Origin of the sequence: Micromonospora sp. WMMB235 (genome assembly GCF_001855515.1) — a bacterium.
In the GTDB taxonomy this organism is placed as follows: Bacteria; Actinomycetota; Actinomycetes; order Mycobacteriales; family Micromonosporaceae; genus Micromonospora; species Micromonospora aurantiaca.
In genome coordinates this window covers 2,936,285-2,952,745 of the sequence record NZ_MDRX01000001.1, presented here as the reverse complement: position 1 = coordinate 2,952,745, position 16,461 = coordinate 2,936,285, and the positions used below count along the sequence as shown (strand labels likewise).

The following is a 16,461-nucleotide window of genomic DNA, read 5'->3' as shown; positions in this document are numbered from 1 at the left end:
CGCCGGTCGTCGTCCGGCCGGCGTGCCGTTCCGGCGGCGGTGCTCACTCGGACTCGGCGAGGATGGCGTAGAGCTTGCGCCGGGTCTCGTCGAGCACCTGGGCGGCACGGGCGCGCTGGTCGTCGGTGCCGGTGGTCATGACCTGCCGCAGCGCCTGCATGGCCTGCGCGCCGGCGTCGCGGATGTCGTGCCAGCTGTTGACGGTCTGCTCGGCGAACTCCGCCCAGGGCGGGGCCTGCGCCGCGCCGGCCGCCTCGGCCTGGCCCGCCTCGGTCAGCGCGAACCGCTTGCGCCCGCCCTCGGAGTCGGCGGCGGTCGCGATGAGCCCCTCGTCCTCCAGCAGTTGCAGTGTCGGGTAGATCGAGCCGGGGCTGGGCCGCCAGGCCCCGCCGGTGCGGGAGTCGATCTCCTGGATCATCTCGTAGCCGTGCATCGGCCGTTCGGTGAGCAGGGCCAGCACGGCCCCGCGCACGTTCGGCCGCCGGCCGCGTCCGCGCCCGCCCCGGCCCCGCCCGTGGCCGTGGCCGTGGGGTCCGGGGGAGAAGGGCGGCGGACCCGGGGGTACGGGCGGGAAGCCGAAGCCGCCACGGCGGCGCATCTCGTCGTGCATGGCGTGCATGCGTCGATGGAAACCCATCAGGGCTCTCCTTCTGTCGTCGTATCACTGATGCATCAACGATATATCGGCAATGCATCGCCGACAAGACGTCACGTAAACCGGGCTGCAAACCGTACGTACGTACTGTTAGGGTGCCGGTGTGCGCCTGCTTCCCGAACCGGGCCCGTCCCGGACCCTCGCCCTCTCCACGCTCGTCAACACCGTCGGGCGGGGCACCTGGCTCACCGCCAGTGCGCTGTTCCTCACCCGGTCGGTCGGGCTCTCGGTGACCCAGGTCGGTGTGGCGCTCACGCTCACCGCGCTGGTCAGCCTGGTGGCGAGCACGCCGATGGGCTACCTCGCCGACCGCCTCGGCCCGCGCGGGCTCCAGATGGCCGCGTTGCTCGCCTCGGCCGGGTGCACGGCCGCGCTGGTCTCCGTGCGTTCGTTCACCGGCTTCCTGGTCGTCGGCGTGCTGATGGCGGTCGCCGACGCGGGCACCCGGGGCGCCCGCGGTGCGCTGATCGCCGGCGCCGTCCCGCCCGACCAGCGGGTCCGTACCCGCGCCTACCTGCGCGCTGTCACCAACGTCGGGATCTCGGTGGGCACGGTGCTGGCCGGGTTCGCGCTCGCCGCCGACACCCGCGGCGCGTACGTCACGCTGATCCTGCTCGACGCCGCCACCTACGTGCTGGCGGCGGCGGTGCTGCTGCGGCTCCCGCCGGTGCCGCCGATGCCCGCCCCGGCGCACGGGCCGCGGCTGATCGCGCTGCGGGACCGCCCGTTCCTCGCCTTCACCGTCCTGGACGGGCTCATGTCCATGCACTTCTCGCTGATCAACATCGCCCTGCCGCTGTGGATCGCCGGGCACACCACAGCGCCGAACTGGCTGATCTCCGTCTGCCTGCTCGTCAACACCGTGGTGGTGATCCTGTTCCAGGTCCGCGCCTCGCGGGGCACCGAGGACCTGACCGGCGCGGGCCGGGCCGCCCGCCGGGCCGGTGTCCTGCTCGCTGCCGCCTGCGCGCTGTTCGCCGCAGGGGGCGGCGTACCGGTCGCGGTGGCGGTGCCGCTGCTGCTGGCCGGAGCGCTGGTGCACGTCGTGGGGGAGTTGTGGCACGCGGCGGCCGGCTGGGGCATCTCCTTCGGCCTGGCCCCGGCGCACGCGCACGGGCAGTACCAGGGCGCGTACGGGATGGGCATGCAACTCGGCTCGATGGTCGCCCCGGTGGTCGTGACCACGCTCGCGATCGGCTGGGGCGTGCCCGGCTGGCTGGTGCTCGGCGTGGTGTTCCTGCTGCTCGGCGCAATGGTGCCGCCTGTGGTGCGATGGGCCGCCCGGACCCGGCCGCCCGCACCCGAACCGGTGCCGGCGCCGGCCGGCTGAGCGCCGTGCGGCAGGTGCCCGGTCGGCCCGCGCACGCCGGGGTGGATCTGGCAGGCTGGTAGCCGTGCTCACCATGCCGGTACGCCAACTGGGGGAGTCGGAGCGCCGCGCGGTCGAGCGGCTGCTCGACCTCGACCCGTACGCCGGCGCGCAGGTCGCCGAGCGGGTGGCGGCGCGCGGGCTGGCCTGGTGGCGGGCCGAGGCGCGGATCCTCGGGTACGGCTCCCGCCGGCACCTGGAGTCGATCTGCTGGCTGGGCGGCAACCTGACCCCGGTGCTCGCGTCCGAGTCGGCGGTGACCGCGTTCGCCGACCAGTTGAGCGCCGAGGAGCGGCTCTGTTCCTCGATCGTCGGCCGCGCCGACGCGGTGCTCGGGCTCTGGGACCGCCTCTCCGCGCACTGGGGGCCGGCTCGGGACGTACGCCCGAACCAGCCGCTGCTGGCGACGGACGCGCTGCCCGCCGTGGCGCCCGACCCGCACGTGCGGCGGGTGCGCGGCAGCGAGGTCGACCTGCTGTTCCCGGCGGCGGTGGCGATGTACACCGAGGAGGTCGGGGTGTCGCCGCTGGCCGAGGACGGCGGGCGCGGCTACCGGCGGCGGGTGACCGAGCTGGTGCGCGCCGGCCGCGCCTACGCCCGTTTCGTCGACGGGCGGGTGGTCTTCAAGGCGGAGCTTGCAGTGGTGACCCGCCGGACCGCGCAGGTGCAGGGCGTCTGGGTGGCGCCCGAGTGGCGTGGCCGGGGCATCGCCGCCGCCGCGATGGCGGCAGTGGTCCGCGACGCGCTGGAACGGGTCGCGCCCACAGTGAGCCTGTACGTCAACGACTTCAACCTGCCCGCCCGCCGGGTCTACGAGCGCTGCGGCTTCCGCCCGGTCGGCACGCTCGCCACAGTGCTGTTCTGAGGATCACTCCCGCCAGACGTCCCGAACCGGACACCCGGCGCTATGCTGGGCATGTTTTTATACTGACTAGTCAGTTCGGAATTCGGGGTCCTGATGAACATCGTCGAGGCCGTCGGCCTGGGTCTGCGCACCCGCCGGGGCTGGGTCTACCGGGACGTCGACCTCACCGCCGCGAGCGGTGAGCTGCACGCCGTCACCGGCCCGCCCGGCAGCGGGCGCACCTCGCTGCTGCTCGCGCTGGCCGGACGCTTCCCGCACAACCACGGCGAACTGCGCCGCCGCGGCCCGGCCGCGCTCGGCCAGGTCGCGGGCGTGCACGAGCCCGACCCGACGCTCACCGTCGCCGAACACATCACCGAACGCCTGCTGCTGCTCGGCCCGGTGCCACGCCGCCGGCGCCGCCTCGTGCCGGTGGCAGCGGTCCGGGCCCGCCGGGCCTACCGCCGCGACGCCTACGCCGCCGCCATCGCCGGCGCCGGACTCACCGACGCGCCCCTCGACCCCGACCGGTACGGCCGCGACCTCACCCCGGTCGAACGGCAGGTGCTCGGGCTCGTGCTCGCCAGCCTCGGCGGCCCCAGCCTGATCGTCGCCGACGACGTGGACGCCGGCGCCGACCGGCCCGAGCGGGAGTGGATGTGGGGCGCGCTGGAACGCCTCGCCGACCAGGGGTACGCGGTGGTCGCCAGCGCCCGCGCCGTCGAACCCGGGGTAACCGCCACCGTGCACCGCATCGGCGACCCGGCCCTGCCCGTCCCCGCCCTGACCGTGCCCACCGAGGTGTCCGCATGAGCGTCCTGCGACTGGCCCTGTTCGAGCTGCGCCGGATGACCCGGGGCCGGCTGCCGCGCGCCGCCCTGGCAGTGCTCACCATCGTCCCGCTGCTCTACGGCGCCCTCTACCTGTACGCGTTCTGGGATCCCTACGGGAAGATGGACCGGATCCCGGTCGCGCTTGTCAACGCCGACCGCCCGGCCACCGCCGGTGACGGCAGCGAGGTGCACGCCGGCCGCGACCTCACCGAGAAGCTGCTCGACCGCAAGGTGTTCGGCTGGACCGTGACCGACCAGGCCGACGCCACCAAGGGGCTGCGCGACGGGCGCTACCACCTGGTCTTCTCCATCCCGGAGGACTTCTCCGCCACGCTCGCCGCCGGCCCGGAACCGGACCGCCCGGCCCGGCAGGGCGAGCTGAAGGTCGTCAACGACGACGCCACCAACTACCTCTCCGGGCTGCTCGCCCGGTCGGCGTTCAGCGAGATCCGGGCCGCCGCCGCGCAGAGCACCGCTGCCACGTACTTCGACAAGATGCTGATCGGCTTCACCGACGCCAAGGCCGAGACCGGCCGCGCCGCCGACGGCGCCGGGAAGATCGCCGACGGGCTCGGCACCTCCCAGCAGGGCGCGGGAAAGATCGCCGACGGGCTCGGTGACGCCGAGGACGGCGCCGGTCAGCTCGCCGGTGGACTCAACCAGTCGGTCCAGGGCGCGGACAAGCTCGCCAAGGGCCTCGACCAGCTGCGGACCGGCGCCGCCCAGCTCGCCGACGGCGCCGGGCGCGCCGCCACCGAGACCAAGGCCGCGGCCGCGACCGTGAACGCCGCCGCCGACAGGTACGAGCCGGTGCTGCGCCGCAACGCCGACAAGATCGAGAAGGCGGCCACGCTCGTCGCCGACGGCGCGCAGCAGCTCGCCGCCGGGCTGGACGCGCTACCCGGCAAGGCCGCCGAGGTGGTCGCGACCGCCGAGGAGGTCAGCGACCGGCTCGACGCGGTCGCGAAGGAACACCCCGAACTGGCCGACGACCCGGACTTCGCCGCCGCCCGCAAGGCCGCCGACCGGGCCGTCACGCAGGCCCGCTCAGTGGTGGCCGCGCTGGACAAGACCGACATGGCCACGTTGCGCAAGCAGATGACCGACGTGGCGAAGACCGCCCGCGAGGTGGCCGCCGCCGCGCCGCACCTGGCCGACGGCGTCGCCTCCGCCCGCGCGAAGGTCAACGAGCTGGCCGGTGGGCTCACCACGCTGGCGCAGGGCAGCGCCAAGCTCCGCGACGGGCTGGGCGACGCGTCGACCGGCGCCGACCAGTTGCGCGGCGGCCTCTACCGGCTCGCCACCGGCGCCCGCCAGCTCGACGGCGGCCTGGCCCAGCTCGGCAGCGGCAGCAACCGCCTGGTCGACGGGCTGACCCGGCTGGAGGGCGGCGCCGGCGACCTCGCCGACGGGCTCGCCGCCGGGGAGCGGAAACTACCCGGGTACGACGACGCGGCCACCCGCGCCGGCGTGCTCGGCGACCCGGTCGGCCTGATCCGCGACTCGCAGAACCCGGCCGGCTCGTACGGCGTCGGCTTCGCCCCGTACTTCCTGTCGCTGGCGCTCTGGGTCGGCGCGATGATCACGTACATGCTGTTGCGGCCGGTCAACCGGCGGCACGTGATGTCCGGCGCGCCCGGCTGGCGGGTCGTGCTCGCCGGGTGGCTCCCGGCCGCGGGCATCGGCCTGGCCCAGGTCACTGTGCTCTACACGGTGGTGACGCTCGGGCTCGGGCTCGACCCGCGGCACGGACCGGCCACGTTCGGTCTGCTCGCCCTCACCTCGCTGGCGTTCACCGCGATCATGCAACTGCTCGGCGTGGCGCTCGGCCCGGCCGGGCGGCTGGCCGCGCTGGCGCTGCTGATGCTCCAGCTCACCTCGTCCGGCGGCACCTACCCGGTGCAGACCTCGCCCGGCTTCTTCCAGGCGATCCACCCCTGGCTGCCGATGACGTACGTGGTGGACGGCCTGCGGCACACCATCAACGGCGGTACGACCGCCCCGGTGGTCACCGCCGCGCTGGTGCTGCTCGCGTTCGGGCTGGGCGCCATGGCGCTCACCGTCGGCGCGGCCCGCCGGTCCCGCCGGCTGACCCCGGCCAAGCTGCACCCCGAACTGACCATGTGAGGATGAGCCGGTGACGGACGGACGGACGCGCCGGCGCGAGGACACCCGCCAGCGCCTCTTCGTGGCGGCGGTGGACCTCATCGCCGAGCAGGGCTTCTCGGCCACCACTGTGGACGACATCGCGGCCCGCGCCGGTGTGGCGAAGGGGACCGTCTACTACAACTTCGAGTCCAAGACCGTCCTGTTCGAGGAGCTGCTGCGGCACGGCATCGGCCTGCTCACCGCCGAGTTCCGGGCCGCCGTCGACGGGCTGCCGCCGCTGGAGGCGCTCGGCGCGCTGGTCCGCGCCCAGCTGGAGTACATCCGCCGCTACCGCGCCTTCGCCCAGCTCCTGCTCTCGGAGATGTGGCGGACCAACAGGGAGTGGCAGCAGACGCTGCGGCTGCTGCGCGGCGAGGCCGTCGCGGTGATCGCCGACACGGTGAAGGCCGGCGTGGACAGCGGCGACCTGCCCGCCGACCTGGACGTGCGTACCGCCAGTTCGGCGCTGTTCGGCGTCGGGCTGGTGGTAGCAGTGGACTGGCTGGTCTTCTCGCCGGAGCGGCCGATCGACGAGGTGCAGGAGTCGCTGCTCGGCATCGTCCGGCGGGTCGCCCGGACCTGACCAGCGGGCGGTAATTCGGTTGATTCCGGGCCGCCGGAAGGGTGAGGGTGAGGGCACCGCCCCCACCGATCCGAGTCCGGAGGACCTTCCATGCGCCTGCTCCGAGATCTCTGGGCCACGGCGCCCCGGCGGATGACGGCGGTCCTGCTGCTGATCGTGCTCGGCGCCGCCGGCCAGGCGGCCGCCTCCGCGCTGGCCGGGCCGGTGCTGGTGCACCGCTCGTCCGGGTGGTTCGTCGCGCTCGCGGTGGCGCTCGTCGCCGCTGTCGTCACCGACCTGCTGATCGGCCTGATCATGGCCCGGCTCACCGCCGACTGGTCGGCCGACGTGCGGCGGCGGCTCTGCCGGGTCGCGCTGGGCCAGGATCTGCCCACCCTGGAGACCACGCCGGTCGGCGAGCTGCTCGACCGGATCGACAACGACGTCTACCAGGTCGCCGCCGAGATGCGGAACACCGGCGTACGGCTGGCGCAGGGCCTCGCGGTCTGTGTCCTCGCGACGGTGAGCGCGCTGATCGTCTGGTGGCCCGCCGGTGTCGGCATGATCGTGCTCACCTCCCTGCTCGCGGTGACGCTGCGCCGCCCGACCGCCCGGATCGCCCCGGCCCGGATGGCCGAGGAGGAGGCGTGGTCCGACCTCGCCGCAGTGATGGAGGAGGCGGTGCACGGGCAGGACGACGTGCGCACCAGCCTCGCCCGGCCGTACGTGCTGCGCCTCTACGCCCGCCGCGCGGCCGAGGTGATCGCCCGGTGCGGCCGGGTGTTCCGGCTCTCCGCGCGGGTCACCGCGGTCGCCGCCGGCGCGGTCGGGCTCGGCGTCGCGGGCGTGGTGCTGGGCGGCGCGTGGGCGCTGTCCACCGGCCGGGTGGACGCCGCGCGGCTCACCGCGATCTGGCTGCTGGCCGTCGCGTTCGGCGCGACCGTCGAGCAGATCGCCCGCTGGGTGCCGCACCTGCAACAGGCGTTCGGCGCCTGGGGCCGGGTGCAACTGCTCGCCGGATCGCCGCAGGAGCCGGGCGGCGGCGACGCCCCGGTCGACGGCGACCTGACCGTGCGCGGGCTCACCTACCGCTACCCGTCCGGCGGGGACGACCGCGGTCCGGCGCTGCGCGACGTCCACCTCGACTTCGTCCGCGGGCGCTCGTACGCGCTCGTCGGGCGGACCGGCTCGGGCAAGTCGACGCTGGCCAAGGTGCTGACCCGGGCGGTGGAGGTACCGCGCGGCACGGTGTTCCTCGGCGGCACCGACCTGGTCGACCTGGACGTGGAGGAACTGCGCCGGTGGATCGCCGTGGTGCCGCAGCGCACCGAGATCCTGGCCGGCACGCTCGCCGAGAACGTGGCGCTGTTCGATCCGGAGCTGCTGGACGCGGCCGAGCGGGCGCTGGCCGAACTGGGCCTGGCCGGCTGGATCGCCGAACTGCCCGACGGCGTGCACACCCGGCTCGGCGACGGCGGCTACGTGCTCTCCGCCGGGCAGGAACAACTCGTCGCGTTCGCCCGCATCCTGGTCCGCGACCCGCACGTGGTGATCCTCGACGAGGCCACCGCGCGGCTCGACCCGGTCACCGAGAACCGCGTACGAGAGGCCACCGAACGGCTGCTCACCGACCGGATCGGCATCGTCATCGCGCACCGGCTCTCCTCGGTGCGCCGCTGCGACGAGGTGGTCGTGATGGCCGACGGCGCGGTGCTGGAGGCCGGCCCGCTGCGCGAGTCGGCCCGCTTCGCCGAGCTGCTCGCCACCAGCCACGCCGGGGCGTACGCCGGGGTGGGCGCCCGGCGCGGCGGTGTGGACCTGCTCGACGCGCCCGCCTGGGACGACGCGCCCGCCACACCGGCCGCGCCCTCGACGCGGCCGGCCGCCGTGCCGCGCACCGACCCGCCACCGGCGCCGCCCTCGCCGCCCGCGCGGACCATGCGGGAGATCTTCCGGCTGGGCACCAACGATCCGCGGTACGGCCTGCTCTCGGTCGGCCTGTTCGTCGTGATGACGGTGCTCGGTCTGGACGGCGCGGTGCTGCCCTGGCTCTGGGCCGACCTGGTCGGCGGCGGCGACCCGTGGCTGCCGGCGCTGGGCATCGTGGCCGCGCTGCTCGTGGTGCTGCCGCTGCCGTACCTGACGAACCTGTGGTTCCCGCAGTGGTGGATCCGGCAGATGCTGCGGATCAGCGCCCGGCTGGTGCACGGGCAGACCGGCGCGCGCCGGGTCAGCGGGCACACCCCGGCCGAGGTGGTGGCCCAGGGCGGCGACACCGACCGGGTGGTGCACCTGGCCGACAACCTGATGGACCAGTTCATCTCGCTGGTCATCGTGGTCGCCATGACGCTGGTGACGGGCAGTCTCGTACCGGCGATGTTCTTCGTCGGCACGATGGTGGTGTCCGGGCTGGCGGCGACGCTGTTCGGGCCGCGGCTGGAACGCACCGCGGCAGGGACGGTGAAGGCGCGCGCCGCGTTCGCCACCGCGCTGGTGTCCGCGTTGTCCGCCGCCCGTACGGTCAAGCTGGCCGGCGCCACCCGCCCGGTGCTGCGCCACCTCGCCCGGCTGGACGAGGTCCGCAGCGAGCGGCAGCGACGCGAGATCGCCATGCAGGTGTGGGCCCGGTCCACCCCGTCGGTCGCCAGCGGCCTGCTGCCGATCGGCGCGTGGGCGCTCTACCTGGCCGGTGAGCTGTCGGCGGGTGCCACGCTGGTGGCCGTGTCCACCCTGGGCGCGGCCCGCTGGTTCGCGTGGACCACCGCGTCGCTGGTGTCGCAGTACCCGTCGGCGCGGGTGTGGACCAAGCGGACGGTGGCGATGACCGGCGAGGCCGTGTACGCGGCGCCGGTGCCCGGCCTCGATCTGGTCGCGGGCACCGCGCCCGCGCCCGAGCCGCCGCCCCGGCACCCGCTGCGCCGCCTGGAGCTGTCCGGCTTCGGCGCGCTGCACTCCGACGGCACGCTCGCCGTCCGCGACGTCGACCTGGTGGTCGAGCGCGGGCAGCTGGTGCTGGTCGTCGGCCCGGTCGGGTCCGGCAAGTCGTCGCTGCTGCGCGCGCTCGCCGGGATCGTGCACCACGTCGGCGAGCTGCGCTGGAACGGTGACCCGGTCACCGAGCCGGAGATGTTCCTGCGCCCCAACCAGGTCGGGTACGTGGGCCAGCTACCCCGGGTGCTCTCCGGCACGGTGGCCGACAACATCGCGCTCGGCCACCAGGTGGACGCCGCCGGAGCGGTCTCGACCGCCCAGCTCGAACACGACCTGGCCGCGGCCGGGGGCGGGCTCGGGTTGCTGATCGGGCACAAGGGAACCCGCCTGTCCGGTGGTCAGCTCCAGCGGCTGGCGCTGGCCCGGGCGCTCGCGCCGCGTACCGAGCTGCTGGTGGCCGACGACGTGTCGTCGGCGCTGGACGTCAGCACGGAGCTGGCGCTGTGGGCGGCGCTGCGCGAGCACGGGGTGACTGTGGTCGGCTCGACCGCGAAGCGGGCCGCCCTGGTCCGGGCCGACCACGTGGTGGTGCTGATCGACGGCACTGTGGCCGATCAGGGCACCTGGACCGACCTGGAACCCCGCTGGAACCACCTGGCCGGCTGACCGCCCCCGCCCCACCGGGTGGGGCGGGGTGGGTCAGAAGGCTCGGGTGTACTGGTCGGGCCAGGCCGGGGCGGCGCCGAGCTTGGCGGCGGCGCGGCGCGGCCAGTACGGGTCGCGCAGCAGTTCCCGCCCCAGCAGCACCAGGTCCGCCTCGCCGCCGGCCACGATCTGCTCGGCCTGCTCGGGCTCGACGATCAGGCCCACGGCGCCGGTCGGCACCCCGGCGTCGCGGCGGATCCGGGCGGCCAGCGGCACCTGGTAGCCGGGGCCGACCGGGATGGACGCCTGGACGGCCGCGCCGCCCGAGGACGTGTCGATCAGGTCGACACCGGTGGCGGCCAGTTCCCCGGCGAGCACCACGCTGTCGTCGACGGACCAGCCGTCGTCGGTCCAGTCGGTGGCGGAGATCCGGGTCAGCACCGGCACGGACTCGCCGACGGCGGCGCGTACCGCGCGGGCAACCTCCAGGGTGAGCCGCATCCGGGCGGCCCGGTCACCGCCGTAGCCGTCGGTGCGCCGGTTGGTGAGCGGGGACAGGAACTCGTGCAGCAGGTAGCCGTGCGCGGCGTGGATCTCCACGGCGGCGAACCCGGCGTCCAGCGCCCGCCCGGCGGCGGTGGCGAAGGCGTCCACCACCGCGGCGATGCCCGCCTCGTCCAGCGCGGTCGGCGTGCGGTACTCCGGCACGAACGGCTGGTCGCCGGGGCCGACAGGGGTCCAGCCGCCCTCGGCGTCCGGCACGCCGCCGCGCGCCGGTGCCCACGGCCGGTACGTGGACGCCTTGAACCCGGCGTGCGCGAGCTGCACGGCCGGGACCGCGCCGTGGGCGGCGACGAACGCGGTGATCGGCCGCCACGCGTCGACGTGCGCGCCGGACCAGAGGCCGGTGTCCTGCGGGCTGATCCGGCCCTCGGGCACCACAGCCGTCGCCTCGGTGATGACGAGCCCGGCCCCGCCGACCGCGCGGGAGCCGAGGTGGACCCGGTGCCAGTCGGTGGGCAGGCCGTCCGGCCCGGCGCTGTACTGGCACATGGGCGCCAGCGCGATCCGGTTGGGCAGCGTGACGCCGCGCAGGGCGAGCGGGGTGAACAGGGCGCTCATTCTCGGATCCTCCGGTCGTGGCAACGGGTGCGCCTCCTTCTCAGGAGACGCACCCGAAGGGGTGTGGATCAGGCGGGTACGGGGTCGAGCCGTTCGGTCTCGGCGGGCTCGATCAGGTCGCGCTTGCCGGCCGAGTCGTACGCGGCCCGGTCGAGCGTGCCCTCCCGGGCGGCCACGATGGTCGGCACCACGGCCTGCCCGGCCACGTTGGTGGCGGTACGGATCATGTCCAGGATCGGGTCGATGGCCAGCAGCAGGCCGGCCCCGGCCAGAGGCAGGCCCAGCGTGCTCAGGGTCAGCGTCAGCATGACGATCGCGCCGGTCAGGCCGGCGGTCGCAGCCGAGCCCACCACCGAGACGAACGCGATCAGCAGGTAGTCGGTCACACCCAGGTTCACGCCGAACACCTGCGCCACGAAGATCGCGGCGAGCGCCGGGTAGATGGCGGCGCAGCCGTCCATCTTCGTGGTGGCGCCGAACGGCACCGCGAAGGAGGCGTACTCGCGGGGGACGCCCAGGCGCTCGACCGACCGCTGGGTCACCGGCATGGTGCCCACCGACGAGCGGGAGACGAACGCCAGCTCGATGGCGGGCCAGGCGCCGGCGAAGAAGCGCAGCGGGTTGAGCTTGCCGGCCACCGCGAGCAGCACCGGGTAGACCACGAACAGCACCAGCGCGCAGCCGACGTAGACGGCCGTGGTGAACTTCGCGAGCGGGGCCAGCAGGTCCCAACCGTACGAGGCGACGGCGTTGCCGATCAGGCCGAGCGTGCCGATCGGGGCGAGCCGGATGACCCACCAGAGCGCCTTCTGCACGATCGACAGCAGCGAGCGGTTGAGCGACACGAACGGCTCGGCGGCGTCGCCGACCAGCAGCGCGGCGGCGCCCACCACCAGGGCGAGGAAGACGATCTGCAGGACGTTGCCCTCGACGAACGCGCCGACCGGGTTGGTCGGGACGATGCCGGTGAGGAAGTCGATCCAGGAGCCGGTGGTCTTCGGCGCGGTGGCGCCGGCCGGGTCCAGGTTGACGCCCCGGCCGGGGTCGGTGAGCAGGCCGATGCCGATGCCGATGCTCACCGCGATGAGCGCTGTGACGCCGAACCAGAGCAGCGTCTTGACTGCCAGCCGGGCGGCGTTGGCGACGCCGCGCAGGCTCACCACGCTGACCACGATGGCGGTGAAGACCAGCGGCGGCACGGCGAGCTTGAGGAGCTGGACGAAGAGGCCGCCGACGGTGTCGAGCGTGCTGGTCAGCCAGGCGAGGTCGGCGGCGCGGGCGAGGAAACCGAGCGCCACGCCGAGCACGAGGCCGAGCAGGATCTGGACGGAGAAGGGGATTCTGCGCAGGGCGGAAGTCATGAGGACGGATCCAAGGTCTGGAGAGGGAAGGCGGGCGTCGGGGGCGTGGAGCTACGCCGGACAGACGCCGCTGGCCTGCCGTCGCAGATCGACGTACAGGCGCTCGGTGAGGCACCAGACATTGGTCATCGTCGCGACACGTTACTCCCGCCCCGGGCCGTAACGGAAGGACCGTCGCCGGTGAGGCTCCTTACAGCCAGGTAGCCGGAGGTGACCAGTCCCCAGGCGGCGACCACGACCAGCAGCACCCGCTCCGACACCCCGAGCAGCGCGCTGCGCCCGACCAGCAGCAGCGCCGCCGCTACTACGGCGGCCACCGGCAGCGCCACCGCCGCGCCGACCGCGGCGATCCGCCGCAGCCCCTGGTCCGCGGCCGGGGAGAACAGCAGTACGAGCATGGCGAGCACCACCGCGGCGGTCGCCGCGATGCTCGCACCGCCGTGCACCAGGTCGGCCACCGTTGTCGCCTCGAACGGCGGCAGCGGGCAGCCCTCGCTGCACGTGACGGCGCCGGAGAGCACCGTGGCGACCGCGCCGGCGCCGAGCAGCCCGGCCGCCGCCCGCAACCCCGGCGGCAGCGCCCCGGCGAGCAGCAGCAGCGACGCGGCCACCGAGAAGATCCCGATCCGGTACGCCCCGGCGTACCCGCTGTCGGTGATGCCCGCCTCACTCACGTACGCGATGGGGCCCGGGCCGGGACCGGCGATCACCGCGACAGTCACCGCTGCCGCGCCGGCTGCCAGGCAGACGGCGGCGAACGCGGCGGCGATCCGGCGGCCGGTGTCCTCAGCCACGTCCGTGCGGGGTGGTCCAGCCGGACAGGTCCGGCCCCAGCGGCACGATCCGGGTCGGGTTGATCATGTCGTGGGTGGCGTAGTAGTGCCGCTTGATGTGGTCGAAGTCCACCGTCTCGCCGAAGCCCGGCGTCTGGAACAGGTCCCGCGCGTACGCCCACAGCACCGGCATCTCGGTGAGCTTGCGCTCGTTGCACTTGAAGTGGCCGTGGTACGCCACGTCGAAGCGCACCAGCGTGGTGAACAGGCGCACGTCCGCCTCGGTGATCGCGTCGCCCATCAGGTAGCGCCGCCCGGCCAGCCGCTCGCTCAGCGCGTCGAGGCGGGCGAACAGCGCGGTGAACGCCTCGTCGTACGCCTCCTGGGAGGTGGCGAAGCCGCACCGGTAGACGCCGTTGTTGACGTCCCGGTGGATCTCCGCCATCAGCGCGTCCATCTCCGGGCGCAGCTCGACCGGGTACAGATCCGGCGCGTCCGGCGCGTGGAACCGCCGCCACTCGGTCGAGAAGTCCAGCGTGAGCTGCGGATAGTCGTTCGTCACGACTCGTCCGGTGAGCGTGTCCACGAGCGCCGGCACCGTCACCCGGCCGGTGTAGTCCCTGTCGGTGGACAGATACGCCTCGGACAGGAAGCCGATGCCGAGCACCGGGTCGAAGCCGTCCGGGTCGAGCGCGAACCGCCAGCCCCGCTCGTCCCGGATCGGGTCGACGGTGCCCAGCGAGATCACCTCGTCCAGCCCGAGCAGGCCGCGCACGATCCGGGCCCGGTGCGCCCACGGGCAGGCCCGGCACCAGATCAGCCGGTAGCGGCCCGCCTCCAGCGGCCAGCGTCCCTGCTCGTCCGGCCCGCCCCCCTCGGGTGACGTGGAGTGCGGAGTGACCCGGCCGGTGAACCGGTTGGGCTGGCGGACGAACGCGCCGCCACCGCTGGTCTCTGCGCTGAACTGGGCCCCGGACATGCGGCAAACCTATCCGCTCCGGTCACGGATATCCTGGCGCCGGGTACCCCCGCGACCCGCCGACCGACCCCTTCCCACCCCCGAAGGACGTACGCGCGATGACAGTGGCCTATCTCGTTGCCGGAGTCCGCACCCCGATCGGCCGGTACGCCGGCGCGCTGGCAGGGGTCCGCCCCGACGACCTGGCCGCGCACGTCGTCCGCGAGCTGGTGGCCCGCCACCCCTCGGTCGACTGGGCCCGCACCGACGACGTGATCCTGGGCTGCGCCAACCAGGCCGGCGAGGACAACCGCAACGTGGCCCGGATGGCCGCGCTGCTCGGCGGCCTGCCGGAGGAGGTGCCGGGCAGCACCGTCAACCGGCTCTGCGGCTCCGGCCTGGACGCGCTCGCCTCCGCCGCCCGCGCGATCGTCGCCGGGGAGGCCGACCTGGTGGTGGCCGGCGGCGTGGAGAGCATGAGCCGCGCGCCGTTCGTCATGCCGAAGGCGGCCACGCCGTTCGCCCGCACCGCCGAGGTGTACGACACCACGATCGGCTGGCGGCTGGTGAACCCGCTGATGCGCAAGGGGTGGGGCATCGACTCGATGCCGGAGACGGCGGAGAACGTGGCAGCGGAGTTCGGCGTGGACCGGGCCGCGCAGGACGCCTTCGCGTACCGGTCGCAGCAGCGGGCCGCCAAGGCGCAGGCCGACGGCCGGCTGGCCGAGGAGATCGTCCCGGTGACGGTGCCCGCGGGCAAGCGCGAGACGAAGCTGGTCGAGGCCGACGAGCACCCGCGCGAGACGTCGCTGGAGAAGCTCGCGGCGCTGCCCACCCCGTTCCGCGAGGGCGGCACTGTGACCGCCGGCAACTCCTCCGGCGTCAACGACGGCGCCGTCGCGCTGCTGGTCGCCTCCGCGGCCGCCGTCGAGCGCTACGGCCTCACCCCGCTGGCCCGGGTACGCGGTGCCGCGTCGGCAGGCGTACCGCCGCGGATCATGGGCATCGGTCCGGTTCCGGCGACCCGGAAGCTGCTCGACCGCACGGGCCTGTCGCTCGCCGACGTGGACGTGATCGAGCTGAACGAGGCGTTCGCCGCGCAGTCGGTGGCGGTGCTGCGCGAGCTGGGCCTGCCGGAGGACGCCGAGCACGTCAACCCCGGCGGCGGGGCCATCGCGCTGGGTCACCCGCTCGGCGCCAGCGGTGCCCGGCTGGCGTTGACCGCCGCGCTGGAACTGCGCCGAAGGGGCGGCCGGCGGGCGCTCGCCACCATGTGCATCGGTGTCGGCCAGGGCATCTCGCTGCTGCTGGAGTCGGCCGCCTGAACCGGGCCGCCGGCATCGCCTCCAGTGGATCTCCCGAACCCGGCCGTACCGGCCTAGAGTGGTCTGGACCACATGATCCGCCATCGACGGCGGACGACGACCTGGGGGACCGAGCGATGCAGACGCCGGAGAGCCTGCCCACCGAGATCGACCTGACCCGGCCGAGCGCCGCCCGGGTCTACGACTACTTCCTCGGTGGGGCGCACAACTTCGAGATCGACCGGCAGCTCGCCGAACAGATCGCGGCGATGACGCCGAACCTGGCCGCCACCATGCGCTCCGGGCGGGAGTTCCTGCGCCGGGCCGTACGGGTGCTGCTCGACGCCGGCATCGACCAGTTCCTCGACGTCGGCTCCGGCATCCCCACCGTCGGCAACGTGCACGAGGTCGCCCAGGCCGCCGACCCGGACGCCCGCATCGTGTACGTGGACATCGACCCGGTTGCCGTGGCGCACAGCCACGAACTGCTCGCCGGCAACGACCGGGCCACGGCGATCCTGGCCGACCTGCGCGAGCCGAAGCTGATCCTGGACCACGCCCGCGCCAGCGGCCTGATCGACTTCGACCGGCCGCTGGGCATCCTGCTCGCCGGCGTGGTGCACTTCGTGCCCGACGCCGACCGCCCGGCCGACATCCTGGCCACGCTGCGCGCCGCCGCCGCACCCGGCAGCTACCTGGTCATCTCCCACTCCACGTTCGAGGACCAGCCGCAGGAGATGCTGGACGCGCAGCGGCTGTCGGCGCGTACCGCCACCGAGATCACGCTGCGCTCGCGGGCCGAGATCACCGGCTTCTTCGGCGACTGGACGATCCTCGAACCGGGCGTCGTGCACATGCCGCTGTGGCGGCCCGACTCCCCGTCGGACGTGGACGAGCACCCGGAGCGGTTCGGGGCCTTCGGCGGCGTCGCCCGGCACGACCGCGCCGACGGCTGA

13 protein-coding genes are annotated in these 16,461 nt (G+C 74.3%); 8 read left to right on the top strand and 5 right to left on the bottom strand.

Annotated features, from left to right (window positions below):
• Positions 1-43: 43 nt before the first annotated feature.
• A complete protein-coding gene (locus BFV98_RS12225; RefSeq protein ID WP_013284626.1) occupies positions 44-637 on the bottom strand; it encodes a PadR family transcriptional regulator in 594 nt (197 codons plus the stop codon).
• A gap of 121 nt (positions 638-758) precedes the next feature.
• On the opposite strand from BFV98_RS12225, the gene BFV98_RS12220 reads away from it, so the two are divergent.
• From BFV98_RS12220 to BFV98_RS12195, 6 genes are all read left to right on the top strand, one after another.
• A complete protein-coding gene (locus BFV98_RS12220; RefSeq protein WP_013284627.1) occupies positions 759-1,985 on the top strand; it encodes an MFS transporter in 1,227 nt (408 codons plus the stop codon).
• 64 nt (positions 1,986-2,049) lie between these two features.
• Positions 2,050-2,889 carry a DUF4081 domain-containing GNAT family N-acetyltransferase gene (locus tag BFV98_RS12215; protein ID WP_030269880.1) on the top strand — a complete coding sequence of 280 codons (840 nt, stop codon included), beginning with the start codon at positions 2,050-2,052 and terminating at the stop codon, positions 2,887-2,889.
• A 93-nt stretch (positions 2,890-2,982) separates the two neighbouring features.
• On the top strand, positions 2,983-3,681 hold the full coding sequence (locus BFV98_RS12210; protein ID WP_013284629.1) for an ATP-binding cassette domain-containing protein: 699 nt from the start codon (positions 2,983-2,985) through the stop codon (positions 3,679-3,681).
• A complete protein-coding gene (locus BFV98_RS12205) occupies positions 3,678-5,828 on the top strand; it encodes a YhgE/Pip family protein (protein WP_013284630.1) in 2,151 nt (716 codons plus the stop codon). Before BFV98_RS12210 ends, BFV98_RS12205 begins: the two co-directional genes overlap by 4 nt.
• 10 nt (positions 5,829-5,838) lie before the next feature.
• Positions 5,839-6,432, top strand: coding sequence for a TetR/AcrR family transcriptional regulator (locus tag BFV98_RS12200; RefSeq protein WP_013284631.1), 594 nt, complete (start codon positions 5,839-5,841; stop codon positions 6,430-6,432).
• Positions 6,433-6,522: 90 nt separating this feature from the next.
• Positions 6,523-10,008: an ABC transporter ATP-binding protein gene (locus BFV98_RS12195; protein ID WP_071096364.1), complete on the top strand. Its 3,486-nt coding sequence runs from the start codon at positions 6,523-6,525 to the stop codon at positions 10,006-10,008.
• A gap of 33 nt (positions 10,009-10,041) precedes the next feature.
• Here BFV98_RS12195 and BFV98_RS12190 read toward each other — a convergent pair whose 3' ends face one another.
• From BFV98_RS12190 to BFV98_RS12175, 4 genes are all read right to left on the bottom strand, one after another.
• The gene (locus BFV98_RS12190; RefSeq protein WP_071096362.1) at positions 10,042-11,109 is read right to left on the bottom strand and encodes an NADH:flavin oxidoreductase/NADH oxidase; all 1,068 of its coding nucleotides are present in this window, start codon (positions 11,107-11,109) and stop codon (positions 10,042-10,044) included.
• 68 nt (positions 11,110-11,177) lie between these two features.
• Complete coding sequence (locus tag BFV98_RS12185; RefSeq protein ID WP_030269874.1) at positions 11,178-12,458, bottom strand: dicarboxylate/amino acid:cation symporter; 1,281 nt, start codon at positions 12,456-12,458, stop codon at positions 11,178-11,180.
• Positions 12,459-12,595: 137 nt separating this feature from the next.
• Positions 12,596-13,264: a DUF998 domain-containing protein gene (locus BFV98_RS12180; RefSeq protein WP_071096360.1), complete on the bottom strand. Its 669-nt coding sequence runs from the start codon at positions 13,262-13,264 to the stop codon at positions 12,596-12,598.
• Positions 13,257-14,222: a glutathione S-transferase family protein gene (locus BFV98_RS12175; protein WP_013284636.1), complete on the bottom strand. Its 966-nt coding sequence runs from the start codon at positions 14,220-14,222 to the stop codon at positions 13,257-13,259. The genes BFV98_RS12180 and BFV98_RS12175 overlap by 8 nt, the downstream gene beginning before the upstream one ends.
• 98 nt (positions 14,223-14,320) lie before the next feature.
• Between BFV98_RS12175 and pcaF the strand changes: the two genes are divergently transcribed.
• Both pcaF and BFV98_RS12165 read left to right on the top strand, forming a co-directional pair.
• Complete coding sequence (gene pcaF, locus BFV98_RS12170) at positions 14,321-15,526, top strand: 3-oxoadipyl-CoA thiolase (RefSeq protein WP_013284637.1); 1,206 nt, start codon at positions 14,321-14,323, stop codon at positions 15,524-15,526.
• A gap of 116 nt (positions 15,527-15,642) precedes the next feature.
• Positions 15,643-16,461 carry an SAM-dependent methyltransferase gene (locus BFV98_RS12165; RefSeq protein ID WP_013284638.1) on the top strand — a complete coding sequence of 273 codons (819 nt, stop codon included), beginning with the start codon at positions 15,643-15,645 and terminating at the stop codon, positions 16,459-16,461.